This is a genomic window from Pseudomonas sp. B21-023 (assembly GCF_024749165.1).
In the GTDB taxonomy this organism is placed as follows: domain Bacteria; phylum Pseudomonadota; class Gammaproteobacteria; order Pseudomonadales; family Pseudomonadaceae; genus Aquipseudomonas.
The window spans coordinates 3156827-3180054 of sequence record NZ_CP087190.1 but is presented as its reverse complement, the minus strand read 5'-3'; the positions used below and the strand labels follow the sequence as shown (position 1 = coordinate 3180054).

The window sequence follows — 23228 nt, the reverse complement described above, 5'->3', positions numbered from 1 at the left end:
GTGCGGCCTCTCAGAGATTTTCGTACAGCCACTTGGGCATGTAGTACTTGCGCTTGTTGAACACGCTGCCGATCAATCGCGCGCCGGCCTGGGTCAGGCGCTGGCTGGCGGCCTGGGCCACCTCCCAGCGGGTCTCCTCGGCGCACACGACCAGGATCACGCCGTCGACCAAGGTACCGATTACCAGGCTGTCGGCGCTGGCATAGATGGCTTCGCCGTCGATCACCACGAAACGGTACTGGTTGCTCAACTGGTTCAGCAGTACGCGCAACTGCTCGTGGTCGAGGCGGTCGCGGCCGCGCTTCCAGGTGCCCACCGGGAGCACGTCGAACGGCTGGTCGGACAGGCGCACGATGCAGTCCTGGGCCAGCGGCGGGGTGTCCTGGTTGAACAGCAGGTCACTGTAGCCGCGCAGCTTGGCCAGGCCGAGCTGTTGGCTGAGGCCGCCGGGGCTGAGGCTGGCATCGATCAGCAGCACGTTGCCCGCACTCATGAGGGCCAGTTGGCTGGCGAAGGCCAGGGCGCTGGTGCTGGTGCCGCTGCCGGTGTTGGCCGCGGTCAGCAGCAGGGTGCGCTGGTCGAGGTCGAGCACGGTGGCGGTCAGGTTGGTCTCGCTTGGGGTAGCGATCGTCAGGCTTCTTGAGGATGAACCGTCCATCTCAGCTTGCTCCGTGGCCAGTGAAGACTTTGAACGGGGTCTTGAGCAGGATCTTCAGGTCCAGCATCAGGCTCTGTTCGTTGATGTAACTCAGGTCCAGCTCCACCCGTTGGTCGAAGTCGATGTTGCTGCGCCCGGAGATCTGCCACAGGCCGGTCATGCCCGGGTAGATCGACAGCCGCGCCAGGTGGTTGTCGTGGTAGCGGTAGGCGTTGAATGAAGTGGGGCGCGGGCCGACCAGGCGCATATCGCCGGTGACCACGTTGATCAGGTTGGGCAGCTCGTCCAGGCTGCTTCTGCGCAACCAGCCGCCGACCGAGGTGATGCGCGGATCCTTGTCGATCTTGAAGTCGATGGCATCGGCGCCGTGCTTGTTCAGGTGGCGCACCGAATCCTTCAACGCCTCGGCGTTCGCCACCATCGTGCGGAACTTGAACATGCCGAAGGCGCGGCCGCGGTAGCCGGTGCGCTTCTGCACGAAGAACACCGGACCTGGACTGGACTGCTTGATCAGCAGCGCCAGCACCAGGAACAGCGGCGACAGCAGCAGCAGCAGGGTCAGCGCGGCCAGGCACGACAGCACGCGGTTGGTGCGCGAAAGGGTCCAGGGGCGACCACCGACGCGGCCGGTGATCCAGCCGCGGCCCTGCATGTGGATGGCGGCATCAATGCGCTGTCGGTGCGCCGGGTCCATGCGTTTGTCCTGGTACAGCGCCTGCAGTTGTGCGCTCTTGGGTTGTCCTGTCATACCGCCCTCCGTTGATCTGGCTGCTCACCCGTGGGCGCCGCTTCGCTGGCGGCGGGCGAGTAGTAGCTCTTGAACCAGGCGACGAAGCGCCTGAGCCCCTCATCGAGGCCTATCTGTGGGGTGAATCCGGTGACCCTGGCCAGGGCGCTGGCATCGGCGCAGGTGGCCAGGACATCGCCTGGTTGCAGCGGCAGCAGTTCGATCACCGCGTTGCGCTGCAGGTGTTTCTCCAGGAGCGCCAGGTAGTCGAGCAGCTCCACCGGACGCTGCCCGCCGATGTTGTACAGCCGCCACGGCGCGTGGCTGCTGGCCGGATCCGGGGTTAGCGCATTCCACTGCGGGTCGGCGACCGGGGGCAGGGGGATCAGCCGCACCAGGCTCTCGACGATGTCGTCGATATAGGTGAAATCGCGCTGGTGGCGGCCATGGTTGAACAGCTGGATCGGCCTGCCTTCGCTGATCGCCCGGGCGAACTGCATCGGCGACATGTCCGGGCGGCCCCAGGGGCCGTACACGGTAAAGAAGCGCAGGCCGCTGCAGGGAATGCCGTACAAGTGGCTGTAGCTGTGGGCCATGGCCTCGTTGGCCTTCTTGGTGGCGGCATACAGCGACAGCGGGTGGTCCACGGCGTCTTCGACCCGATACGGCGTTTGCTGATTGGCGCCGTACACCGAACTGGACGAGGCGTACAGCAGGTGCTGGACCGGGTGCCGGCGGCAGCCTTCGAGCACGTTGAGGAAACCGGCCAGGTTGCTGTCCAGGTAAGCCTGCGGGTTCTGCAGCGAGTAGCGCACACCGGCCTGGGCGGCCAGGTGCACGACCACGTCCGGGCGTTCGCTGGCGAACAGCCGGGCCATGCCGTCGCGGTCGCCCAGGTCCAGGCAGTGCAGCGGGAAATCGCCCGCTGTCTGGCGTACCCAGTGCACGCGGGCATGCTTGAGCGACGGCTCGTAGTAGTCGTTGAAGTTGTCCAGCCCCACCACCTGATGCCCCTCGAGCAACAGCTGGCGGCAGGTATGGGCGCCGATGAAACCGGCCGCGCCGGTGACCAGCACTTTCATGGCGCATCCGCCTGCGGGCTGACCTGGCGCAGGCCGATGCCGCTGTAGTGCAGGCCGTGGGCCGCCACCTGTTCAGGGTTGTACAGGTTGCGGCCATCGACGATCACCCGCGCGCGCAGCTTGCTGGCCAGCATCGAGAAGTCCACTACTCGGAAGTTTTTCCACTCGGTGCAGATCACCAGGGCGTCGGCGTCCTGCAAGGTGTCGTCGCGGGTGGCGCACAGTTGCAGGTCGTCGCGGTAGCCGTACAGGCGCCGGCATTCGTCCATGGCTTCGGGGTCATAGGCGCGCACCGTGGCGCCTTCGGCCCACAGCGCTTCCATCAGGTAGCGGCTGGGCGCTTCGCGCATGTCGTCGGTGTTGGGTTTGAAGGCAAGCCCCCACAGGGCGATGGACTTGCCCGCCAGGCCGCCGAGGCGCTGCTTGAGCTTGGCGAAGAGGATGCGCCGCTGCTGATCGTTGACCTCGCTGACACTCTGCAGCAGGCGCAGCGGCATGCCGCTGTGCGCGGCGGTGTGCAGCAGGGCCTTGATGTCCTTGGGGAAGCACGAACCGCCAAAGCCGCAGCCGGGGTAGATGAAGTGGTAGCCGATGCGCGGGTCGGAACCGATGCCGCGGCGTACCGCCTCGATATCGGCGCCCAGGTGTTCGCTGAGGTTGGCCAGCTCGTTCATGAAGCTGATGCGGGTGGCGAGCATGGCGTTGGCGGCGTACTTGGTCAGTTCGGCGCTGCGGTTATCCATGAACATCAGTTTTTCGTGGTTGCGGCAGAACGGCGCGTACAGTTCGGCCAGCTGGTCATGGGCGACCTCGTCGAGGGTACCGACGATGATGCGGTCCGGGCGCATGCAATCGGCCAGGGCGCTGCCTTCCTTGAGAAACTCGGGGTTGGACACCACGCGTACTTGCAACTGACCCTTGCCCAGGCGCTGCAACTCGTCGCGGGCCAGGGCCATGACCTGGTCGGCGGTGCCCACCGGCACGGTGGACTTGATGATCAGGGTATGGTCGGTCTCCATCAGCGCGGCGATCTGCCGGGTGACGTTGAGCACATGGGTCAGGTCGGCCGAACCGTCCTCGTCGGGCGGGGTGCCCACGGCGATGAAGATCAGCTCGGCATGGCTGACGGCGTCGCTGGCCTGGGTGCTGAACAGCAGGCGACCTTCCTTGATGTTGTCCTCGAGCAAGTCCGACAGGCCCGGCTCGCTGATCGGCGGCACACCCTGGCGTAACTGGTTGATCTTGTGGGTATCGACATCCACGCACAGTACCCGGTGACCTACGTCCGCCAGTGCTGCTGCCTGTACCAGTCCGACATAACCGGTGCCAAAAACGCTCACGTCCATGCGCGGTGCCTCGAATGGATGAGTAAGGGAGATGAAACAGTGGTGTGAATTGGGTATAGCTCAGCCCGGTGGAATTGCGTCAAAGCAATGGCATGTTTCGTCGCATTTACAGAGTCCAACGCAACGGGCCTTCTGCCACCAACCCGTTTCCAATCCGTGTGTTAGCGAACATAGCTAGTGGCAATTGGCCGTTCGGCGAGCCGATGAACGGTGCAATGCAGCGAAATAAGCGGTCTGCAGACGATAGAGATAATCAACAACAGCTTGCGGCCTGTGCCAGATTCCGGTGTCGGTATGTCGTCGGAAATTTGACTTTTTTGCGTTGTGGTTTGTTTCACAGGTGCTACGGTTTGAGAAGAATTCCATGACCGGAGTGGCCGAAACATGCGCGGATGGGTCAAGCTTTTGCTGCTGCTGGTTTACCTGGCCAGCTTTCATGGCTATTACCGTGAGCGCATAGAAGCCTTGGGTATTGGCGTGCCGCTGGTCCTTTACCTGGGTATGTTTGCGGTTTTGGCGGTGGCGCTTGTGCTGACGGCGTTCACGCGTGCGGGGTGGCTGCGCTGGGCGTTGGCCCTGATGTTCACGGTCAGCGCGATCTTTCTCGACGCTTATAACCGCATCACCGATTCGTACCTGACCTACAGCGCCTTCGTGTCCATGGTCTACGCCGGCGGTTTCGTCCAGGAGGCGCTGCAGCAATATCATTACGCCATAACCCTCGCTGCGGCACGGGCGCTGCTATTGCTGCTGGGCATTGGCCTGCGTCCTGGGCCGACGCCGAAGTTGCCGCGCCTGTTGCCACCGTTGGCACCGCTGCTGGGGTTGCTGGCGCTGGTCGCCATCCTGTTCGTGCGGGCCGGCGAGGGCGCCCGCGGGCTGCCGGTGATGTACACGCCGCTGGCCTATCTGAGCCTGTTCACCTACGAGACCCTGCACGACCATGTCGGGCCACGTCAGCCCGTGACCCTTGCCCAATCAGGCCCGGCGATGGCGCGGGACATCGTGCTGCTGATCGACGAGAGCATCTCGGGCAACTACCTGGACCTGAACACCCCGGCCGGGGTCACCAGCCATCTGGCCCAGGCCCAACCCGGCGTGCAAATCGTCAATTTCGGTTACGCCGCGTCGATTGCCAACTGCAGCGCCGACACCAATGTCACCCTGCGCTATGGCGGCACCCGCGCCGACTATCTGCGCATCAACTCGACCCAGCCGTCGATCTGGCAGTACGCCAAGCGCGCGGGCCTGGAGACGGTCTACATCGACGGCCAGCGCACCGGCGGCAACCTGCAGAACCTGATGACCGAAACCGAGAAGCGCGATATCGACCAGTTCATCCAGTTCGACGACACCCCCGTGGTGCAGCGCGACATGGCAGCGCTGGAGCGGCTGGTGGCGCTGCTCAAGGATGGCAAGCCGCACCTGATCGTGGTGAACAAGGTCGGCGCCCACTTCCCGGTGCACGACAAATATCCAGACGACTTCCTCAAATACCAGCCCGCGTTGCCCCGGGGCCACTACGTCGATATTGCCGACACTGGCACCCGCGACGGTTTCGATGGCCGCCTGCAGGACTGGGTGCTGTACCGCAATGCCTACCAGAACACCGTGCTGTGGAGCGTCGGTGAGTTCTTCCGCCGGCTATTCGCCGAGGCCGACCTCAGCCAGGCCGTGGTGCTGTACACCTCCGACCATGGCCAGGACCTGCATGAGCGCGGTAACCCGGGGCTGAACACTCATTGCGACAGCGACCCGGTGCCGGAGGAGGGCCTGGTGCCGCTGGTAGTGATCCAGGGGCAGGGCCTCAGGACACTGGATTGGGAAGGCAACCTGGCGGTGAACCGTAACGCCTCCAGCCACTACAACCTGTTCCCCACAATGCTCAAGCTGATGGGCTACGACGACAAGGCGGTCAGCGCGCTCTACGGGCAGTCGCTGGACATGCCGACCGACGACCCGTTCACCTTCAACGTGCGTTTCAATGCGCGTCTGGGGGCCAAGCCGGATTTCCGTCATATCGACCTGGGCCAGGTGGTCACCCCCGCCAGTGTCCTGGCGGGGCAACCGATGCCGGTAGGCAAGGCTGACTGACGTCAGAAGTCGATGCTGGCGGACACCTGCACGGTGCGTGGCGCACCCAGCCCCAGGCTGGTGAGCAGCGGCATGCCCCAGTAGGCCTTGTTGGTCACGTTTTCCACCGTGCCGCGCAAGGTCACCGGGTGGTCGGCTACCTGCAGCCGGTAGCGGGCACCGACATCGTAGATGGTGTAGCCGGGAATCGACTGGCTGTTGTCGCTGCTGATGTACTGTTTCGACACGGCGGTGGCGTTGGCGGTCAGGGTCAGTCCATCGAGCAGTGGGGTATCCCACTCCACGCCCAGCTTGCCCTGCAGTTTCGGCTGGCCGGTGGCGGTCTTGCCTTCATCCGAGCCGCTGGCAGCCTTGGTCACTTTGGGATCGAGGCGGGCCACGCCGCCCATCAGCCGCACATCGGTCAGCGGTGTGCCGAAGAAGCTCCACTCGAGCCCGCGGTTGCGTTGCTCGCCGCCGAAGGAGAAAACGTTGGTTGCGGGGTTGGTGTAGCTGCTGGGACGCTCGATCTGGTACAGGCTCAGGGTGTGAGCGAAGTCGCCCAGGTCGAGCTTGATCCCCACCTCCTTCTGCTTCGATTTGTAGGGTGCGAACACTTCGCCTGCGTTGGCCGCGGTCAGGGGGGCGGTCGCCCCCTTGCTCAGGCCTTCGATGTAGTTGGCGTACAGCGACACCTCGTCGGTGACCTTGACCAGCACCGCCGCCGCCGGGGTGGTGGCGCTTTCGTTGTAGCGGTTGGTTTGTGCGCCGGTGGTGACGCTGAAGCTGTCGGTCAGCACCTGCTGGCGGCGCACGCCCAGGGTGAGCTGCACACGCTCGTCGAAGAACGACAGGGTGTCGGCCAGGCCGTAGCTGCTCAGGCGTGACTCGGTGTGGGCGATGGCGGGGTAGCTCCTGGCGGCCTCCGGGCCCCAGACCGGGTGGTAGATGTTGGTGATCCACTCGGCACCCGGAACGTTGCGCCGGCCATAGTCGCGCTGTTTGTCCGAGTAGTGCGTGGCATTGAGCGACCACTGGTGGCCGACGCCGAAGGTGTCGAAATGGCCACGCAGGCCGGCTTCGCCCGAGGTCTTCTCCAGGTCGATCTTCAACTGGCCCATGCGCGTCTCGAAGTCGCCGGCGGTGTTGAGCACTTCTGCGAGCATGGTGCCGCTGTACTTGTAGTCGGTCTTGCTGGTGCCGGCTGAGGCATAGGCCATGAGGTTGTCGTTGAGGTCATATTCGCCGCGCACGATCACGCCCTTGTCGCGGGTCTGTACGAAACCCCAATCCGGGTTGAGCAAGGTCTCGGACTTCGGCGGCCTGGGCACCGGCACGCCTGCGGCCAGGCCGATGCCGCGGTTCTGGCCCCTGACCCGGTCCTCGCTTTCGTACAGGTCGGCCGACAGGCGCGCGCGCTCGCCACGCCAGTCCAGGCCCAGGGCATTGAGCTCGGCCTTCATGCGCTGGTGGTCGGTGGCGGTATCGCCGTCGCGGTAGACGCTGTTGAAGCGCACGCCGAACTGTTGTTCCTCGCCGAAGCGACGGCCGACGTCCAGGTGCCCGCCGAGCTGCGCGTCCGACATGTAGGTGCCGGTGATCCGCGTCAGCGGTTCGGCGCCCGCGCGCTTGGGCACCAGGTTGATGCTGCCGGCCACCGATCCACCTGGCGGCATGCCGTTGAGCAGGGCGGACGGGCCCTTGAGCACCTCGATGCGCTCGTACATCTCCGGCGAGATCCGGTAGTAGGGCGCCATGCCATACAGGCCGCCAATGCTCACGTCGCTGATGTTGGAGTTGAAGCCGCGGATGGAGTAGTTCTCGCTGTAGGTGCCCTTGAGCCCGTTGCTGAAGACTGCGGGGTCGGTCGCGGCGATCACGTCGGTGACGGTCTGGGCCTGGGTGTCCTCGATGTATTTCTCGGTGTAGCTGATAGTGCTGAATGGCGTTTCCATGAAGTCCTTGTTGCCCAGCAGCCCGACCCGGCCACCCGAGGCCACCTGGCCACCGGCGTAGACCGGCGGCAACGCACTGGGGGCGTCGCGGCTGCCTTCGACCATGGTTTCGGACAGCTCCAGGCTGCCGGCGCCTTGGCCGTGGCGCGCCTTCTCCACTTCTTCCGCAGGTTCCACTGCGTGTGCCGCAGCCAGGTTCATGGCGGCACCGCCCAGCCCGAGGAGCAATGCCATGTGCACGGCGGCGAAGGTGCGATTGCAGGTGAAGTGCGGTACAGCCGGCGGATGTGCCGGGCTGACAGGTTGTTGCGACATACTGGATTCCTTTCGATTCGCAAGTAAGTGAAGGCATTCACTAGGGATTCCGAATCAGAAAGGCAAAACCTCAATGCTAATCATTAGCATTAAAAGTGGTGTTGATCTAAGTCGCCGACAGTGCCAATGGGTGCATGGCGCGAAAGCTCTGCGCTTCTTCCACCAACCAGTCATGCACCGCCCGCGCCCCAGGTTGGCTCAATCCGCCCGGTGGATACAGCAGCACATAACGCTTGTGGTTGGCGATAGGCACCCCGAACGGCACGATTAGCGCGCCGCGTTCCAGTTCGTCGTTGAGCAGGGTGCGCCGGGCGATGGCCACGCCGACCCCGGCGATGGCGGCCTCGATGGTCAGGTGGTTGCGGTTGAAGGTATGTCCGCGGCGTACGTCCAGCCCGCCGGCACCGATGCCGTCGAGGTAGAACTCCCACTCGGCGTATTCCGAGCTGCCGCGCCAGGCGGTGATGTCATGCAGCAGCGGGTAGTGGGCCAGGCCGGCCGGGCCGTGCAGGGGCGGGCGGCCGCGCAGCAGGGCAGGCGAGCACACCGGGAAGATCTGCTCGTCGAGCAGAGGCGTGGAGAGCATGCCCGGATAGCTGCCATCGTTGAGATCGATGGCCAGGTCGAAGTCTTCCGGGTGCAGCGCCTGGTTACTGTCCTCGGCCACCAGGCGCAGCTCAATGTCCGGATAGCGTTGCTGGAAACGCGGCAGGCGCGGGGTCAGCCACTTGGCCAGGAACGAGGGGATCGAGCGCAGGCGCAAGGTACCGCGGATCTCGCCGGCGTCCAGGCGCAGCAGCTCGGCCTCGATGCTGCCGTAGGCTTCGGCCACGGTCTGCGCCAGGCGCTGGCCTTCGGCGGACAACTCGACGCCGCGAGCACGGCGCAGGAACAGGCGAAAGCCCAGGCGCTCCTCGAGCTGGCGCATCTGCTGGCTGACTGCTCCGGGAGTGATGTGCAGCTCTTCGGCGCAGCGGGTGAACGACAGATGTCGCGCCGCACAGGAGAACACGTGCAGCCAGACGAACACCTGGCCATTGAGTGGGCCTTTCATTGTTTAGTCCTGCTAAAGGCTTGTGTAGGAAGTTTCGTTGGTCAAGCTGGCCTGAGCGCGGCAGTATCGCGCAACTTGGCAATACCGCTCAAATTTTCCGGAGAGCCGTGGCGTGTCGCAGATTGCCGTCACGGTCAGGCATTAGCATGGCTATCAGTGTTTTCGACCTTTTCAAGATTGGCATCGGCCCATCCAGCTCCCACACCGTCGGCCCCATGCGCGCCGCGGCGACCTTTGCCCAGGCCCTGCGCGCGCGCGGCTTGCTGGCCCAGGTTCGCCGGGTCGAGGTACGCCTTTATGGCTCGCTGTCGGCCACGGGGGTCGGGCACGCCACCGACCGTGCCTGCCTGTTGGGGCTGATGGGCCAGTGGCCGGACCGGATCGACCCGCACAGCATCGAGCCACGCATCGACCAGCTGATGCAGGAGCACTGCCTGATGCTCGACGGCAGTCATCCAATCGACTTCCAGTACAGCCGCGACATGCGCCTGCTGGACGAGAGCCTGGCCTACCATCCCAATGCGATGACCCTGGAAAGCTTCGACGGGCAGGGCAGCCAGTTCAGCCAGACCTACTTTTCGGTGGGCGGAGGCTTCATCGTCGAACAAGCTGAAATCGATGCGCCTTCGAGCGATGAAGGCCTGGTCGAGCTGCCTTACGAATTTTCCAGCGGTGCCGAACTGCTGGCCCTGTGCAAGGCCCACAACCTCAGCGTCAGCCAGCTGATGCTGGCCAACGAGTGCGCCTGGCGTCCGGAAAGCGAGGTCCGCGAAGGCCTGTTGAAGATCTGGGCGGCGATGGGCGAATGCGTCGACAACGGCCTGCGCAACGAAGGCATCCTGCCGGGTGGGCTCAAGGTCAAGCGCCGGGCGGCGCGCCTGCACCGCAGCCTGCAGGAGGTCGGCAAGCCGAACGTGATCGGCTCGACCCTCAGCGCCATGGAGTGGGTCAACCTGTTCGCCCTGGCGGTGAATGAAGAGAACGCCGCCGGCGGGCGCATGGTCACCGCGCCGACCAACGGCGCCGCCGGCATCATCCCGGCGGTGCTGCACTACTACATGAAGTTCAACCCCGGCGCCTGTGACGACGATGTGGTGGCGTTTCTCCTGGCGGCGGCCGCAGTGGGCATTCTGTGCAAGAAGAACGCTTCGATTTCCGGCGCCGAAGTCGGTTGCCAGGGTGAAGTGGGCTCGGCCTGCTCGATGGCTGCCGCAGGGCTCGCCGAGGTGCTTGGCGCGACCCCGCCGCAGCTGGAAAACGCCGCCGAGATCGCGCTGGAGCACAACCTCGGGCTGACCTGCGACCCCGTGGGTGGCCTGGTGCAGATCCCGTGCATCGAGCGCAATGCGATTGCCGCGGTGAAGGCCATCAACGCCGTGCAGATGGCCTTGCGTGGCGACGGCGAGCATTTCATCTCCCTCGACCGGGTGATCCGCACCATGCGCGATACCGGCGCGGACATGCACGCCAACTACAAGGAAACCTCTCGCGGCGGCCTGGCCGTCGCGTTCGTCGAGTGCTGAGAAACAGGCTCCCGCGAAGTGCCCCGCAAACCTGATTGAACCTGCAACACCCGCTGTACCTGCGACAAAAACAACTACAAGGCGATACCCATGACTGATGTACAAAGCACCACGAGCGTTCGTGCGGATTCGGCTGCCCCGGCTTCGGCCAGTGGCTCGACCACCTGGAACCGCCACGACACCACCTGGGCCCTGGGCCTGTATGGCACGGCGATCGGCGCCGGCACCCTGTTCCTGCCGATCAACGCCGGGGTCGGGGGCTTCTGGCCGTTGCTGATCCTGGCATTGCTGGCCTTCCCCATGACCTTCTTCGCCCACCGCGCCCTGACGCGCTTCGTGCTGTCCGGGCGCAAAGGTGGCAACGAGGACATCACCGAAGTGGTGGAGGAGCATTTCGGCGTGGGCGCCGGCAAGCTCATCACCTTGCTGTACTTCTTCGCCATCTTCCCGATCCTGCTGGTCTACAGCGTGGCATTGACCAATACCCTGACCAGCTTCTTCGAGCACCAGCTACACATCGGTGCGCCGCCCCGAGCGCTGTTGGCGTTGCTGCTGATCTGCGGGTTGATGATCGTGGTGCGCTGCGGCCAGCAGATCATCGTCAAGGCCATGAGCGTGCTGGTGTATCCCTTCGTCGCCTCGTTGCTGCTGCTGGCGCTGAGCCTGATCCCCAACTGGAACGGCGCCTTCTTCGCCCAGGCCAACGAGGGCATCAGTGCCTCGAAGCTGTTGCTGACCTTGTGGCTGGCGATTCCGGTGATGGTGTTCTCGTTCAACCACTCGCCGATCATCTCGGCTTTCGCCGTCGACCAGAAGCACCGCTATGGTAATGATGCCGACCGCAAGAGTGGCCGGACCCTGGCCACGGCCCATGTGATGATGGTGCTGACGGTGATGTTCTTCTGCTTCAGCTGCGTGCTGGCCCTGAGCCCGGCGGACCTGGCCGCGGCCAAGGCGCAGAACATCTCGATCCTGTCGTACCTGGCCAACCACTTCCAGACCCCGGTGATCGCCTTCGTCGCGCCACTGATCGCGCTGGTGGCTATCACCAAGTCTTTCCTCGGCCACTACATCGGAGCCAGCGAAGGCTTCCAGGGCATGATCGTCAAGAGCCTGCGCGGGCGCGGCAAGACATGGCCGGCCAAGCGCCTGGAGCGCGCCACCGCGTTGTTCATGCTGGTGACCTGCTGGGCGGTGGCCACCCTCAACCCAAGCATCCTTGGGCTGATCGAGAGCCTTGGTGGGCCGGTGATCGCCTGCCTGCTGTTCCTGATGCCGATGTACGCGGTACAGAAGGTGCCGGCGTTGCGCCAGTACTCGGGCAAGTTGTCGAATGTGTTCGTGGTGCTGATCGGCTTGATCACGCTGTCGGCGATCGCCTACAGCTTCATGGCCTGACCAATGAACGCGGGGCAAGCCCGCTCCCACGTGAAAGCGTGGGGGAGGACTTGCCCCGCGGACCGCTCAGGTCAGACGCTTTCCAGGTGCCTGATCGCGGCCTTCAGGCGCTCCGCTGGTCGCGGTTGATCCTGGTGGGTGATGTCCGGCGCCTTGCGCACGCGGCCATGCTGGTCGACCCAATGGCCGTTGATGAAGTAGCGGTAGCTGGCAGTGCCGACATTCCAGCCCTGGTCGAGCAGACCCTGCAGGTGGAAGGTCTGGGCAATCTGGCTGAGCGGGCCGCTAGGGCTGCCATCCAGGTGCAGGACGATCGACGGGCTACCCGCGGGCGCGAACGGCAGCTCGCTGTAGCCGCCCCACACCTTGGCGTGGAACACCTGAACCGGATGCGTGGTCTGGATGATGGAAGCCCTGCCGGTGACCTTCTTCTGCACGGTATTCACCAGCAGGTCGAGGGTCAGGATCGGTGCGCCGAGCAGCCCGTTGCTGACGTTCAGGCGGGTATGAAAAAGTCCGAAGGACATGCTGATTCTCCTTGTCTGCTCAGGCTTTCTTGGCGGCCTTGGCGGCCGGGCTTTTGGTCGAGGCAAGAGCTTGGTCCAGGGCTTTGCCCACGGCACCGCTGGCCAGATGCTTGAGTTGCGCGACATCACCGGTGGCGATCACTGCCTCCAGGGTGGCGTTGTGCAGTTCGGTCGTCAGGTCGACGTTCGCCAGTGTCTGGATGCGCTTTAGCTCCAGCACGACGGGTACGTTGTCCACCTCGATCCAGCGCTGGCCGTTGTAGTAGCGGTAGCTGGCCGTACCTTTCTGCCAGTCCTGGTCGAGCAGCGCACGCAGTTCGAACTGCTCCGGCGAGTTGGCGTGTGGTCCGCCATGGTTGCCACGTACCGTCAGCAGGATCTTGCCTTCGCTTGGCGGCTGCACGGTGAGGTAGCTGTAGGTGCCCCAGACATCCAGCCCCAGCTCCAGCGGTGGGTTGGTGGTCTGGGTGATCAGCGCGTGGCCGTTGACGCTGCGGTCTGGCGTGTAGACCAGCAGGTCGACTTGCAGGCGCGGGGCACCTGGCGCGTTGGTACCAATGAGGTAGGACACCGGGAAAAGACCTTCCGACGGTGCGAGCAGCGATTCAGACATGATTGCCTCCATTGCATTCGATGAATGACATACCGATAACCACGACTGGCGCAGGCGGGCGAAGAGGCGGAGAAGGTGGGAGACCGGGCGGGGAGAACAGGCTTGCCCGGTGCGAGCGGCTGTTGGCAGCCGGCTTGTGCAGCCATCCCTGGTACGCGGTGCCGCCTGCCTGGCAGCCCGCTTGAGTTAAGCAGGCCGGCCAGGCAGTGATGGCCTTTTTACAGTACGTCCGACGAGTGGTCGCGCAATGACCGAATGGTCACTTACTTCGCTTTCTGCTGCAGGGCCACGAAGCTGCGGCGCATGTCGCTGGCCCAGCCGTCGAGCACCGGCTTGACGTCGTTCAGGGTCAGCTGCGTGGTGTCGTTCTCCAGGTCCTTGCCACTGCCCTTGCGCACCACCTGGGCCAGCACGTTCTGGCTGGCGCCATCGAGGAAGGCCGCCTCCACGGCGATGTCCACGGCCTGGTCGCGGCCACCGGCGGCGGTGTTGACCGCCGCGGCGACCAGGGCGATGGGGATCACTTCATAGGGTTTGAGGCCTTCGGTGCTGGTGGAGACCGCGGTGATCGCCGGGCGCACCACGATGGTATTCGGCCCGGGCTCCTTGACCAGGGTAAGCACACTGCCGAGTTCGCGGCGCATCGCTTCGTTGAAGTAGCGGGTGATCTCTTGCAGGGTCTGCGCCGAGATCACGTTGGTCGGTTGCGGCTTGGGGTAGAACTGGCTCGGTTCGATGAACACCTTGGTGTACTGGCTGGCCTTCACGTCCGGGTCGATCCAGCGCATCACCGGCGCGCCGGAGACGCTTTCGGCCGGCTTCAGGCGGCTGTAGTCCTTGAGAAACCCGGAATAGTCCTTGGGGTCGACACGGTTGCTGGAGCAGGCAACCAGGGCCAGCAGAGCAGCGCACAGCAGGGTGGTGCGAGGCAGGTGCTTCATGATGACGAGGTCCATGAGGGAAGGGGCCAGGACAACGCTAGCAGGTGGTGGGCCGAAGGCCAGTTTCCGGGCCTTCGTTGGACTGTGTAGTAGCCCCAAGTGACGCTGAATCACTGGCATTACAGGGTCGTCAGCCCAGCGCCTCGCGCAAGCGATACCACAGCATCCCCAGTGCCAGCAGCGGCGAGCGCAGTGCCTTGCCACCGGGGAAGGTCACGTGCGGCACCGCGCGGAACACATCAAAGCCATGGCTTTGCTCGGTGGCAATGGCTTCGGCGAGCAGTTTCGCTGTCCAGTGGGTGACGTTCAAACCATGCCCGGAGTAGCCCTGGGCATAGAACACGTTGGGGTGTTGGCTGAGCCGGCCTACCTGGGGGAAGCGGTTGGCGGTGATGCCGATCATGCCGCCCCACTGGTAGTCCAGGCGCACCTCGGCCAGTTGCGGGAACACCTTGAGCACCTTGGGCCGCATGTAGGCGCCGATGTCCTTGGGGTCGCGCCCGGAATAGTGGCAGGCACCGCCGAACAGCAGGCGGTTGTCGGCGGTCAGGCGGTAGTAGTCCAGGCCCACTTTCTGGTCGCACAGCGCCATGTTCTGCGGGATCAGCGTACGCGCCAGGCCTTCAGGCAGTGGCTCGGTCGCCACCACGTAGCTGCCGGCCGGCAGCACCTTGCCACTCAAGCGTGGCTCCAGTTCGTCGAGGTGGGCGTTGCAGCCGAGTACCAGGCTCTGCGCGCGCACCTTGCCGCGGGCGGTGTGCAGGGTCACCGTACTGCCATGTTCGATGCGCAGTACCGGGCTTTGCTCGAAGATGCGCACCCCCAGGCCATGGGCGGCGTGGGCTTCGCCCTGGACCAGGTCGAGCGGGTGCAGATGGCCCGAGCCCATGTCGACCAGGCCACCGGCGTACAGGTCGCTGGCGACGATCTCGTGCATGCGCTCGGGGCCGACCAGGCGGGTCTCATGCGGGTAGCCCAGTGTGGCGAGGTCGCGTTGCTCGTCCTCGAATGCGGCGAACTGGGCGGGGGTGTTGGCCAGCTCGCAGAACCCCCAGCGCAGGTCGCAGTCGATGCCATATTGCGCGATACGGCGGGCGACCAGGGCCACCGAATCGATCCCGGCCTGCTTGAGGTAGCGCACGCCGTCCTGGCCGACATGGCGGGCAAAGCCCGAGACGTCATGGCCGATGCCGCGGATCAGTTGCCCGCCGTTGCGCCCGCTGGCGCCCCAGCCAATACGGCGGGCCTCCAGCAGGATCACCGAGAGGCCGCGTTCGGCCAGCTCCAGGGCCGCGTTGACCCCGGTCAGGCCACCGCCGACCACGCAGACATCGGCCTGCAGGTCCTGGTCGAGCGCGGGGTAGGTCGCCGCCTGGCGCGCCGAGGCGGCGTAGTAGGAGGCAGTGTGTTCAGTCATGTGGGGCATGGGTGGGCTCGACTCAGCGGTTGGACTTGATCTTGCTCCAGGAGCGGGTCATCTGCCGCAGGATCGGCGGGCTCTGCATGGACGAGACATACAGTTTGTCCAGCACCTCCTGCGGCGGGTAGATTTCGGGGTTGTCGACCAGCGCCGGGTCCATGTCGGCCTTGGCGTCGGGGTTGGCGTTGGCATAGCCGACCGTGGCACTGACCTTGGCGATCACCTTGGGGTCGAGCAGGTAGTTGATGAAGGCCAGGGCCTGCTCGGGGTTCTTGGCGTCCTTGGGGATGGCCAGCAGGTCGAACCACAGGTTGCTGCCTTCCTTGGGAATGCTGTAGGCGACCTTGACGCCGTTGCCGGCCTCTTCGGCGCGGTGCGCGGCCTGCAGTACGTCGCCGGAGTAGCCGAAGGCGATGCAGACATCACCATTGGCCAAGTCCGAAACGTACTTGGAGGAATGGAAGTAGGTGATGTACGGGCGCAGCTCCAACAGGCGGGCCTCGGCCTTCTTGTAGTCATCGGCCTTCTCGCTGCGCGGGTTCATGCCCAGGTAGTTGAGCATGGCGGGGTAGAGCTCGTCGGGCGAGTCCATGAACGCCACGCCGCACTGCTTGAGCTTCTTCAGGTTTTCGGCTTCGAACAGTACGGCCCAGGAGTCGATCCTGTCGATGCCCAGCACCGCCTTGACCTTGTCGACGTTGTAGCCGATGCCGTTGGTGCCCCAGAGGTACGGTACGGCGTACTGGTTGCCCGGGTCGTTCTGCTCCAGTTGCTTGAGCAGTTTCGGGTCCAGGTGCCGCCAGTTCGGCAGCTTGCTGCGGTCCAGCGGCAGGAACGCGCCGGCCTGAGCCTGGCGCGCGAGGAAATGGTTGGAGGGCACGACCACGTCGTAGCCGGTGCGCCCGGCCAGCAGCTTGCCCTCCAGGGTTTCGTTGGAGTCGAACACGTCATAGACCACCTTGATCCCGCTGCTGGCCTGGAAGTCGGCCAGGGTGGTGTCACCGATGTAGTCGGTCCAGTTGTAGACGCTCACCGTCGGCTGGGCCTGGACGGCCGCGCCGAACAGCAGGGCGAAGGTTGCGGGGATCAAAGCTTGCGGATGACGCATGTCGACACCTCGTTGGTCTTGTTCTTCGAGTTCGGTGGTGTAGGGGCTGCTTTGCAGCCCATCGCCGGCAAGCCGGCTCCCACAGGCATCTTGGTTCTGCCGTGGGATCTGGCCTGCCAGAAAGCGGATCAGACGCTCAACAGCAGGAATTCGCGCTCCCACGAACTGATCACGCGCTTGAAGTTTTCATGCTCGGCACGCTTGACCGCGACGTAGCCCTGGACGAACTGCTGGCCGAGGTACTGCTGCACCTTTTCGCAGTCTTCCATGTGCTGCAGCGCGTCCTCGATGGTGATCGGCAGGCGCAGGTTGCGCCGCTCATAGGCGCGGCCCTGTACCGGGGCGCTGGGTTCGAGTTTCTCGACCATGCCGATGTAACCGCACAGCAGGCTCGCGGCGATGGCCAGGTAGGGGTTGGCGTCGGCGCCCGGCAGGCGGTTCTCCACGCGCATCGCTTCGGGGCTCGACGTTGGCACGCGCAGGCCGGCGGTACGGTTTTCCTCACCCCATTCGACGTTCACCGGCGCCGAGGTGTCAGGCAGGAAGCGGCGGAACGAGTTGACGTTCGGCGCGAACATCGGCAACAGCTTGGGGATGTACTTCTGCAGGCCGCCGATATGGTGCAGGAACAGCTCGCTCATGCTGCCGTCGTCATTGGCGAAGATCGGCTTGCCCGTGGCGATGTCGACCACGCTCTGGTGCAGGTGCATGGCGCTGCCCGGTTCATCGGTGATCGGCTTGGCCATGAAGGTGGCGGTGACGTTGTGCTTGAGCGCCGCCTCGCGCATCGTGCGCTTGAATACGGTGATCTGGTCGGCCAGGTCCAGGGCGTCGCCGTGGCGGAAGTTGATCTCCATCTGCGCCGGGCCGTCTTCATGGATCAGCGTGTCGAGGTCCAGGCCCTGGATTTCGCACCAGTCGTAGACGTCCTCGAACAGCGGGTCGAATTCGTTGGCGGCATCGATGGAAAACGACTGACGGCCACTTTCGGCACGGCCCGAGCGGCCCAGCGGCACCTGCAGCGGCAAGTCCGGGTCCTCGCAGCGCTGGGTGAGGTAGAACTCCATCTCCGGCGCGACGATCGGCTGCCAGCCCTTGTCGGCGTACAGCTTGAGCACCTTCTTCAGTACGTTGCGCGGCGACAGCTCGATGGGGTTACCTTGTTTGTCGAAGGTGTCGTGGATGACGATCGCGGTCGGTTCGATGGCCCAGGGGATCTGGTACACCGCCGTGGGGTCGGGGCGGCAGACCATGTCGATGTCGGCGGCGTCGAGCAGGCTGTAGTAGATGTCGTCGTCGACATAGTCGCCGGTGACGGTCTGCAGCAGCACGCTCTCGGGCAGGCGCATGCCGCGCTCGTGGAGGAACTTGGCGGTCGGGGCGATCTTGCCGCGGGCGATGCCGGTCAGGTCGCTGATCACGCATTCGACTTCGGTGATCCGGTGTTCTTTCAGCCAGGTGGACAGCTGATCGAAGGGGGCGTTCATACAAACCTCTTGGTTGGGTAGTTGTGGTGGGACGCAAGGCGTTCAGTGCCGAGGGGCACTTCCCACAGGTGACGCTGAGGACTATCTTGGTCGCTGCCCCCCAGGGTGATCTATCCACTTTCTTCGGCAATTAATGCACCAAAAGAGTGCAACTAGGACAGCGCGTGACAACGCCAACCGCCTTGCAGGTCCAGGATTACCGCACCACCGATGTGACCGAACAGACCCGCGTCACCCCTGGCTGGCAGCAGCAATACCGGCAGATGTCGCCCGGGCATTTCAACGGCCAGCTGCGCTGGCTGGGCCTCGATGGCGTGGAGGTCTACGAGGAGCGCCTGAACACCCGGGTCGAGCAGTTCTTTCGCGCGCCCAGCGGCGCCCTGGCGTTCTGCTTCGACCGCAGTGAAAACAGCCTCTATCTGCTCAATGAAGACAGCCGCAATATCTGGATCACCCCGGAGAACTACCAGGAAGTGGCGGTGGTGTTCGAGCAGCCGTTTTTGGCCAGCCACGGCCTCGACCTGGATCGCCTGCGCGGTCTGTTCATGGTGCCGCTGACCTGCCAGCAGAACGCTTTGTTCGGCAACTGGCTGAGCGCCACGCTCACGCAGCTGGGACAGGCCGATTGCCCGCTGGAGGGCGGGGCGCTGGGCGAGCAGTTGCTGGAGGACTGCCTGTTCATCCTCGACAACGCCGGCCAGCGCCTGCAGGGCGAGGCGCTGGGGCGGCGCGACGAGGAGCGGGCGATCATGCGCCGGGTCAGCGAGTGGGCCGCCGACTGCCCCGACGAAACCCTAAACCTGCTGCAACTGGCCAAGGTCGCCGGGGTTTCCGTGCGTCAATTGCAGCAAGCCTTCAAGGGTTTCACCAACCTGCCACCGGCGCATTGGTTGCGCCTGCGTCGCCTGAACGGCGCGCGGCGCGATCTGCTGGCCGGTGACGCGACCGTGGCCGAAGTGGCGATGCGCTGGTCGTTCTGGCACCTGGGACGGTTTTCCGAAAGTTACCGGCAGCTGTTTCGCGAACTGCCGAGCGAAACGCTCAAGCGGCGGCGGGCAAGCTAGGGTCTGTAGCAAATGTGTCTGCGCGAAGGCCAGACAAGGCGAAACGGGGTGAGGAAGCGGAATGTACTGGCGTACATGAGCATTCCGAGCGAGTGCAGATACATTTGGTGCAGAGCCTAGGACAGTGCGGCAAAGCTTGCTAGTGTGCCTGCCGCAGTTTATCGGAGGACCGGTATGGACACCGCGCAGACGCCCCGTTTCATCTACCAGAAAGTCCACCGCTACCTGAGCGACTGGCTTGATGCCCGCGCACCGGAGCTGGCGCATCGGTTGCCCTCGCTGCGCGATGTCGCCCGGCACCTGAACGTCTCGCTGTCGTCCAGCAAACAGGCTTTCGCCCTGCTTGAAGCCCAGGGGCGGATCCAGGCACGCCCCAAGATTGGTTACTTCAGCGTGGCCGGTGCAGCATCGTCGCGGCTGCCGCCTGCGCTCAGCCTGATCGACTGTTTGTATGCCAGCGCCCGGCAACCGGGCATGCTGGCCTTGAGCAGCGACTCCCCGACCATGCTGGCGTCCCTGGAGGGGCCGTTGCTGAGTGTCGAACGCGAGCTGCTGCGCCAGTTGCCCCGTGCCGACGCACCACCGTTCGCGCCCTTTGGCGAACCGGCGCTGCGCGAGGCCCTGGCCCGCCGCTACAGCCGTGGCGTGGATGATCATTGGCAGGCCGACCAGGTGTTCGTTGGCGCCGATTGGCGCAGCGTGTTCGAGCTTGCGCTGCGCACACTGCTGCCACGGGGTGCCTGGGTACTGGTCGAGTCGCCTTGCTCCTGGCTGGTCCTGCGGCTGCTGCAGGCGGCGGGGATGCAGATCGTCGAGGCACCACTTGGCGCGGACGGTCGTTTCGATCTGCAGGCCGTGGCGCGAGTATTCAGCGAAAAGCCGATCAGGGCGGCGGTACTGTCCTCGACCGTCAACATACCCCAGGGCGGCGTGATGCCGATCCAGGATAAACAGCACCTGTGTGCCCTGTTGGCCGAGCACCAGGCATGGCTGATCGAAAACGACAGTTATGGTGCGCTGTGCGAGGCTGCGACGGGCCAGCGCTACCGTGACTATGCCGACCCAGAGCGCTTGCTGGTGCTGGCCGGCTTCGACAAGTGCATCGGCGCAGAGGCGCCGTTCGGCTACCTGTTGTGCCGTGGCGCGACGCCGAGCCTGGCTCAAGCCTTTCTCGCCCAAGGCTTTCGATTGCCGAGCTATCGGCAACAGGCCGTTGCCCGTTTGTTGAGCTCCGGACGCCTGGCTCGGCACCAGGGCCAGCTGATCCGGCATCTGGCACGCAGCCGGCAGCGCATGGTGCAGTTGCTTGAGCGTCACGCCGCCGACTGCCTGCGTCTGACGATGCCCGTGGCGGGCGCCACGTTCTGGCTGCAGGCGGTGCGCCCGGTAGACATGCAGGCCGTGTGCAAGCAGTTGCTGGATCAGGGCGTGGTGATCGTGCCGGGGGCGTTGTTCAGCCAGGCCGGGTTCTGGCGCGACCATCTGCGGCTGAGCTTTACCGTCGATTGGCAGCTGGACATCGAAGCTGCGCTGGTCAAGCTGGCCCGGGCGATCCGTCAGGCACCTCAGCTGCCGTAGCAATGTTCGCGTTCAGGGAACTCACCCTGACGCACTTCATTGGCATAGCGGGCGCAGGCTAAGCGGATGACTGTCGACACGTCGGCGTACTGCTTGACGAACTTCGCCTTGCGCGGCCCGCTCAGCCCGAGGAGATCCTCGGTGACCAGGATCTGGCCATCGCAGGCCGGGGAGGCGCCGATACCGATGCAAGGCTGCCGACTTTCTTCGCTGATTCGTCGGGCCAGTGGCTCGGCCACGCCCTCGAGCAGCAGGCTGAAGGCGCCGGCGGCCAGGTTGGCGCGCGCATCGGCATGGATGGTGGCGGCGCTTTCCTCGGTCAGCCCTTGTACCTTGTAGCCGCCCAGGACATTGACGAACTGCGGCATCAAGCCGACGTGGGCCATCACCGGAATACCCCGCTCGACCAGGAACGCCACCGTGGCGGCCAGTATGCGGTTGCTTTCCAGCTTCACCGCGTCGCATCCGGTTTCGGCCAGCACCCTGGCGCAGCTGCGCAGTGCCTGTTCAGGGGACTCCTGGTAACTGCCGAAAGGCATGTCGGCGATCACGCAGGCGTGCTGGGTACAGTCGACCACGGCACGGGTGTGGCTGATGGTTTCGTCCAGCCGCATGGCCAAGGTTGAGCGCCGTCCATAGGCGACCATGGCGGTCGAGTCGCCCACCAGGATGAAGTCCACCAACGGGTCGATCAGGCGAGCGATCGGCGTGCTGTAGGCGGTGAGGGCGACGATCTTCTGCCGGCCCTTCATGGCGGCCAGTTCAGGGACGGTCAGGCGACGGGTGTCGGGTTGCAGGCTCATGGGTACCTCCGGTTCGCTGGGGAGGTGCTCGATTATTCGTGTATGGGAAGGGGATTCAAGATACAGGATCGGGCCGATTTGCAGCCCAGTTGCGCATGGCCAGGCGGCAACCTCAGGTGCGGGGCGGCTGGAGCCGCTCCCGCAGCGGTGGTAACGGGGAGCGGGGATCAGTTGCGATCCAGCCACACCGTCTGGGCATTGGTGAACTCGCGCACGCCGAAGTGTGACAGCTCACGGCCAAAGCCACTTTTCTTCACGCCACCGAACGCCACGCGGGGGTCGGATGCGCAGTAGCCGTTGATGAACACGCCGCCGGTGTCCAGCGCAGCGGTCATGCGCTCGGCCAAGGCATAGTCGGCGGTGTAGATGGTTGCGGCCAAGCCGAATTCGCTGTCGTTGGCCAGCGCCACGGCGTGGTCGGCGTCGCGGGCGCCGATGATCGCCGCCACCGGCCCGAACAGCTCCTGGTTGAACGCGGTCATGTCCGGGGTGACGTTGGCGAATACAGTCGGCTCGTAGAAGTTGGCCGCACCCTCGACCTTTTTGCCCCCCAGCAGCAGGGTGGCGCCTTCGGCGAGGGTCGCCTGGACCTGGCCGTCGAGTTCATCGCGCAGGTCGTAGCGGGCCATCGGGCCGATGTAGGTGGCGTCGTCCAGCGGATTGCCGACGGTCAGCGCACTGGTGGCCTCGACGAACTTGTGGGTGAACGCCTCGACAATGCTTTCTTCGACAATCAGGCGCTTGGCCGCGGCGCAGACCTGGCCGGTGTTCTGGTAGCGGCCGATCACGGCGGCCTTCACCGCGGCATCAAGGTCGGCATCGGCCAGTACGATGAACGGATCGGAGCCGCCCAGCTCCAGCACGCACTTCTTCAGCGCCGCACCGGCTTGCGCGCCGATGGCCATGCCGGCGCGCACGCTGCCGGTCAGGGTGATGGCGGCGATGCGCGGGTCGTTGATGGCGCGGGTGACGCCCTCTGGGGTGACATTGAGCACTTCGAACACGCCCTCAGGCAGGCCGGCGCGTTTGAACAGGTCGGCCAGCAGGTAGGCGCTACCCATCACGTTGGGCGCGTGCTTGAGCACGTAGGTGTTGCCCGCCAGCAGCGCCGGCACCGCGCCGCGCAGCACCTGCCAGACCGGGAAGTTCCACGGCATCACGGCGAGGATCGGGCCAAGCGGACGGTATTCGATACGGGCCTTTTCGATCTGGGTCGGCTCCGGCGCGAGCATGGCCGGGCCGTGTTCGGCGTACCACTGGCACAGGCCGACACACTTGCTGACTTCACCGCGGGCCTGACTGATCGGCTTGCCGATCTCGCGGGCGATCATCTGCGCGAAGGCCTCGGCGTTGGCCTGCAGGGCCTGCCCGAGCGCGACCAGGTACTCGCTGCGCTGACCCAGCGACACTTTGCGCCACTGGCTGTAGCCGGCCTTGGCGCGTTGCAGCGCCGCGTCCAGTGCGGCGTCGGTGTCGAAGGCGTAATGGCCGATCCGTTCGCCGCTGTAGGGGTCGACGGAGATGGCGTGGGTCAGGCTGCTGATCTCGCTCATGGC

19 protein-coding genes are annotated in these 23228 nt (G+C 64.8%); 5 read left to right on the top strand and 14 right to left on the bottom strand.

All coding sequences use genetic code 11. From position 1 onward, the window contains the following. Nucleotides 1-10: 10 nt before the first annotated feature. Genes LOY42_RS14235 through LOY42_RS14220 form a run of 4 tightly spaced genes read right to left on the bottom strand, consistent with a single transcriptional unit; the run spans nucleotide 11 to nucleotide 3813 of the window. The gene (locus LOY42_RS14235) at nucleotides 11-658 is read right to left on the bottom strand and encodes a CpsD/CapB family tyrosine-protein kinase (RefSeq protein WP_102682284.1); all 648 of its coding nucleotides are present in this window, start codon (nucleotides 656-658) and stop codon (nucleotides 11-13) included. Between the two features lies 1 nt (nucleotide 659). Then, nucleotides 660-1406 (bottom strand): sugar transferase, encoded by a 747-nt coding sequence (locus tag LOY42_RS14230; protein WP_046855782.1) that lies wholly within the window; start codon nucleotides 1404-1406, stop codon nucleotides 660-662. Then, nucleotides 1403-2467, bottom strand: a complete 1065-nt coding sequence (locus tag LOY42_RS14225) for an NAD-dependent epimerase (protein WP_110699324.1) — start codon at nucleotides 2465-2467, stop codon at nucleotides 1403-1405. The genes LOY42_RS14230 and LOY42_RS14225 overlap by 4 nt, the downstream gene beginning before the upstream one ends. Continuing rightward, a complete protein-coding gene (locus tag LOY42_RS14220) occupies nucleotides 2464-3813 on the bottom strand; it encodes a UDP-glucose/GDP-mannose dehydrogenase family protein (protein WP_139670965.1) in 1350 nt (449 codons plus the stop codon). The genes LOY42_RS14225 and LOY42_RS14220 overlap by 4 nt, the downstream gene beginning before the upstream one ends. A 384-nt stretch (nucleotides 3814-4197) precedes the next feature. Here LOY42_RS14220 and LOY42_RS14215 point away from each other — a divergent pair, with 384 nt between their 5' ends. After that, complete coding sequence (locus LOY42_RS14215; protein WP_258598013.1) at nucleotides 4198-5907, top strand: sulfatase-like hydrolase/transferase; 1710 nt, start codon at nucleotides 4198-4200, stop codon at nucleotides 5905-5907. A gap of 2 nt (nucleotides 5908-5909) precedes the next feature. Here the strand turns inward: LOY42_RS14215 and LOY42_RS14210 are convergent, their stop codons facing one another. Both LOY42_RS14210 and LOY42_RS14205 read right to left on the bottom strand, forming a co-directional pair. Next, a complete protein-coding gene (locus LOY42_RS14210; RefSeq protein ID WP_258598012.1) occupies nucleotides 5910-8156 on the bottom strand; it encodes a TonB-dependent siderophore receptor in 2247 nt (748 codons plus the stop codon). A 106-nt stretch (nucleotides 8157-8262) separates the two neighbouring features. Then, nucleotides 8263-9210, bottom strand: a complete 948-nt coding sequence (locus tag LOY42_RS14205; protein ID WP_102682279.1) for a LysR substrate-binding domain-containing protein — start codon at nucleotides 9208-9210, stop codon at nucleotides 8263-8265. A gap of 146 nt (nucleotides 9211-9356) precedes the next feature. On the opposite strand from LOY42_RS14205, the gene LOY42_RS14200 reads away from it, so the two are divergent. Together LOY42_RS14200 and LOY42_RS14195 are read left to right on the top strand one after the other, a co-directional pair. Beyond that, on the top strand, nucleotides 9357-10733 hold the full coding sequence (locus LOY42_RS14200; RefSeq protein WP_139670971.1) for an L-serine ammonia-lyase: 1377 nt from the start codon (nucleotides 9357-9359) through the stop codon (nucleotides 10731-10733). Between the two features lie 90 nt (nucleotides 10734-10823). Further along, nucleotides 10824-12131 carry a serine/threonine transporter gene (locus LOY42_RS14195; RefSeq protein WP_046855776.1) on the top strand — a complete coding sequence of 436 codons (1308 nt, stop codon included), beginning with the start codon at nucleotides 10824-10826 and terminating at the stop codon, nucleotides 12129-12131. A gap of 71 nt (nucleotides 12132-12202) precedes the next feature. Here the strand turns inward: LOY42_RS14195 and LOY42_RS14190 are convergent, their stop codons facing one another. From LOY42_RS14190 to LOY42_RS14165, 6 genes are all read right to left on the bottom strand, one after another. After that, nucleotides 12203-12658 (bottom strand): DUF1842 domain-containing protein, encoded by a 456-nt coding sequence (locus tag LOY42_RS14190; RefSeq protein ID WP_102682276.1) that lies wholly within the window; start codon nucleotides 12656-12658, stop codon nucleotides 12203-12205. A gap of 19 nt (nucleotides 12659-12677) precedes the next feature. After that, nucleotides 12678-13271 (bottom strand): DUF1842 domain-containing protein, encoded by a 594-nt coding sequence (locus LOY42_RS14185; protein ID WP_139670973.1) that lies wholly within the window; start codon nucleotides 13269-13271, stop codon nucleotides 12678-12680. A 263-nt stretch (nucleotides 13272-13534) separates the two neighbouring features. Further along, nucleotides 13535-14212 carry a DUF3313 domain-containing protein gene (locus LOY42_RS14180; RefSeq protein WP_046857799.1) on the bottom strand — a complete coding sequence of 226 codons (678 nt, stop codon included), beginning with the start codon at nucleotides 14210-14212 and terminating at the stop codon, nucleotides 13535-13537. A 130-nt stretch (nucleotides 14213-14342) separates the two neighbouring features. Beyond that, the gene (locus tag LOY42_RS14175) at nucleotides 14343-15638 is read right to left on the bottom strand and encodes an FAD-binding oxidoreductase (RefSeq protein ID WP_139670976.1); all 1296 of its coding nucleotides are present in this window, start codon (nucleotides 15636-15638) and stop codon (nucleotides 14343-14345) included. A 13-nt stretch (nucleotides 15639-15651) separates the two neighbouring features. Then, the gene (locus tag LOY42_RS14170; RefSeq protein ID WP_023631637.1) at nucleotides 15652-16740 is read right to left on the bottom strand and encodes a polyamine ABC transporter substrate-binding protein; all 1089 of its coding nucleotides are present in this window, start codon (nucleotides 16738-16740) and stop codon (nucleotides 15652-15654) included. 128 nt (nucleotides 16741-16868) lie between these two features. After that, nucleotides 16869-18227 (bottom strand): glutamine synthetase family protein, encoded by a 1359-nt coding sequence (locus tag LOY42_RS14165; protein ID WP_028689491.1) that lies wholly within the window; start codon nucleotides 18225-18227, stop codon nucleotides 16869-16871. A gap of 164 nt (nucleotides 18228-18391) precedes the next feature. On the opposite strand from LOY42_RS14165, the gene LOY42_RS14160 reads away from it, so the two are divergent. Continuing rightward, entirely contained in the window at nucleotides 18392-19291 is a 900-nt protein-coding gene (locus LOY42_RS14160) for a helix-turn-helix domain-containing protein (protein ID WP_139670980.1), read from the top strand. 174 nt (nucleotides 19292-19465) lie between these two features. Continuing rightward, the gene (locus LOY42_RS14155) at nucleotides 19466-20869 is read left to right on the top strand and encodes a PLP-dependent aminotransferase family protein (RefSeq protein ID WP_258598011.1); all 1404 of its coding nucleotides are present in this window, start codon (nucleotides 19466-19468) and stop codon (nucleotides 20867-20869) included. Here LOY42_RS14155 and panB read toward each other — a convergent pair. After that, nucleotides 20857-21672: a 3-methyl-2-oxobutanoate hydroxymethyltransferase gene (panB, locus tag LOY42_RS14150; RefSeq protein ID WP_258598010.1), complete on the bottom strand. Its 816-nt coding sequence runs from the start codon at nucleotides 21670-21672 to the stop codon at nucleotides 20857-20859. The genes LOY42_RS14155 and panB overlap by 13 nt on opposite strands. A 167-nt stretch (nucleotides 21673-21839) precedes the next feature. Beyond that, the gene (locus LOY42_RS14145; protein ID WP_258598009.1) at nucleotides 21840-23225 is read right to left on the bottom strand and encodes an aldehyde dehydrogenase family protein; all 1386 of its coding nucleotides are present in this window, start codon (nucleotides 23223-23225) and stop codon (nucleotides 21840-21842) included. Nucleotides 23226-23228 lie beyond the last annotated feature (3 nt).

Coding starts and splice junctions, on each gene's coding strand:
- LOY42_RS14235 (WP_102682284.1), bottom strand. CDS start 658: ATGGACGGTTCATCCTCAAGAAGCCTGACGATCGCTACCCCAAGCGAG.
- LOY42_RS14230 (WP_046855782.1), bottom strand. CDS start 1,406: ATGACAGGACAACCCAAGAGCGCACAACTGCAGGCGCTGTACCAGGAC.
- LOY42_RS14225 (WP_110699324.1), bottom strand. CDS start 2,467: ATGAAAGTGCTGGTCACCGGCGCGGCCGGTTTCATCGGCGCCCATACC.
- LOY42_RS14220 (WP_139670965.1), bottom strand. CDS start 3,813: ATGGACGTGAGCGTTTTTGGCACCGGTTATGTCGGACTGGTACAGGCA.
- LOY42_RS14215 (WP_258598013.1), top strand. CDS start 4,198: ATGCGCGGATGGGTCAAGCTTTTGCTGCTGCTGGTTTACCTGGCCAGC.
- LOY42_RS14210 (WP_258598012.1), bottom strand. CDS start 8,156: ATGTCGCAACAACCTGTCAGCCCGGCACATCCGCCGGCTGTACCGCAC.
- LOY42_RS14205 (WP_102682279.1), bottom strand. CDS start 9,210: ATGAAAGGCCCACTCAATGGCCAGGTGTTCGTCTGGCTGCACGTGTTC.
- LOY42_RS14200 (WP_139670971.1), top strand. CDS start 9,357: ATGGCTATCAGTGTTTTCGACCTTTTCAAGATTGGCATCGGCCCATCC.
- LOY42_RS14195 (WP_046855776.1), top strand. CDS start 10,824: ATGACTGATGTACAAAGCACCACGAGCGTTCGTGCGGATTCGGCTGCC.
- LOY42_RS14190 (WP_102682276.1), bottom strand. CDS start 12,658: ATGTCCTTCGGACTTTTTCATACCCGCCTGAACGTCAGCAACGGGCTG.
- LOY42_RS14185 (WP_139670973.1), bottom strand. CDS start 13,271: ATGTCTGAATCGCTGCTCGCACCGTCGGAAGGTCTTTTCCCGGTGTCC.
- LOY42_RS14180 (WP_046857799.1), bottom strand. CDS start 14,212: ATGAAGCACCTGCCTCGCACCACCCTGCTGTGCGCTGCTCTGCTGGCC.
- LOY42_RS14175 (WP_139670976.1), bottom strand. CDS start 15,638: ATGCCCCACATGACTGAACACACTGCCTCCTACTACGCCGCCTCGGCG.
- LOY42_RS14170 (WP_023631637.1), bottom strand. CDS start 16,740: ATGCGTCATCCGCAAGCTTTGATCCCCGCAACCTTCGCCCTGCTGTTC.
- LOY42_RS14165 (WP_028689491.1), bottom strand. CDS start 18,227: ATGAACGCCCCCTTCGATCAGCTGTCCACCTGGCTGAAAGAACACCGG.
- LOY42_RS14155 (WP_258598011.1), top strand. CDS start 19,466: ATGGACACCGCGCAGACGCCCCGTTTCATCTACCAGAAAGTCCACCGC.
- panB (WP_258598010.1), bottom strand. CDS start 21,672: ATGAGCCTGCAACCCGACACCCGTCGCCTGACCGTCCCTGAACTGGCC.
- LOY42_RS14145 (WP_258598009.1), bottom strand. CDS start 23,225: ATGAGCGAGATCAGCAGCCTGACCCACGCCATCTCCGTCGACCCCTAC.